This window comes from Mesorhizobium sp. M7A.F.Ca.AU.002.02.1.1 (genome assembly GCF_003998535.1).
Lineage (GTDB): Bacteria > Pseudomonadota > Alphaproteobacteria > Rhizobiales > Rhizobiaceae > Mesorhizobium > Mesorhizobium ciceri.
The window spans coordinates 1-1,028 of sequence record NZ_RZPB01001270.1; the positions used below are offsets into that span (position 1 = coordinate 1).

Annotated in this window: 3 protein-coding genes; all 3 read left to right on the forward strand. The window is 60.4% G+C overall.

Annotated elements, in window-relative coordinates; genetic code table 11:
- On the forward strand, positions 1 to 278 hold a 278-nt coding region (locus EN879_RS37050), incomplete at its 5' end, for a dihydrodipicolinate synthase family protein (RefSeq protein ID WP_206521101.1).
- A 25-nt stretch (positions 279 to 303) separates the two neighbouring features.
- Positions 304 to 783, forward strand: a complete 480-nt coding sequence (gene smpB / locus EN879_RS37055; protein ID WP_013532594.1) for an SsrA-binding protein SmpB — start codon at positions 304 to 306, stop codon at positions 781 to 783.
- Between the two features lie 15 nt (positions 784 to 798).
- Positions 799 to 1,028 (forward strand): GH25 family lysozyme (locus EN879_RS37060; protein WP_281034631.1); only part of this gene is annotated, 230 nt, incomplete at its 3' end.

The window sequence follows — 1,028 nt, forward strand, 5'->3', positions numbered from 1 at the left end:
GCTGTATTTCGGTGACGTCGAACGTCGCGCCGCGGCTGTGCGCCGAATTCCAGGAGGCAACGCTTGCCGGCGACAGCGCCAAGGCGCTGGATCTGCAGGATCGCCTGCTGCCGCTGCACAAGGCGATCTTCATCGAGCCTGGCGTTTCCGGCGCCAAATACGCGCTGTCGAAGCTAGGCAAGGTCGAAAACGTGCTGCGCTCGCCGTTGGTGACGATCGAACAGTCGACTGCCGACAAGATCGATGCGGCTATGAAGCACGCCGGCTTGATTAATTAGGGATGAGGCGCCACCTCTCCGCATCATGAATCAAGTCAGAAAAGCCGATCCCAACAACAAGACCGTTTCGGAAAACCGCAAGGCGCGGTTTTCCTATGAGGTGCTCGACACGGTCGAGGCCGGTCTGGTGCTGACCGGCACCGAGGTCAAGTCGCTGCGCCAGGGCCAGGCCAACATCCAGGACAGCTACGCCTCGGTCGAAGGCGGCGAGATCTGGCTGATCAATTCCTATCTGCCGGAATATCTGCAGGCCAACCGCTTCAACCACGAGCCCAGGCGGCGCCGCAAGCTGCTGCTCAACAAGCGCGAAATGGCGAAACTGTCGCAAAGCGTCGACCGCGAAGGCATGACGCTTGTGCCGCTGAAAATCTATTTCAACGACCAGGGCCGCGCCAAGCTGCTGCTCGCTGTCGGCCGCGGCAAGAAACTGCACGACAAGCGCGAGAGCGAGAAGCAGCGCGATTGGTCGCGCGAGAAGGGCCGGCTGTTAAAAGAGCGTGGGTAGGCTGGGGCCATTCGCTTGAAGAACCGAATTGTTCTCTTTGGTCTGGCCAGTCTGGTCTTGGTATGTTTCGTCGCAGCAGGCGGCTACATCTATTTCAAGGCATTCTCGCCGGACCGCGACAAATATCCGCTCAGGGGCATCGACGTTTCCCATCATCAGGGCCGGATCGACTGGCCGCGTGTCGCCGCCGACGATGTCGCCTTCGCAGTCATCAAGGCGACCGAAGGCGGCGATCATGTCGACGA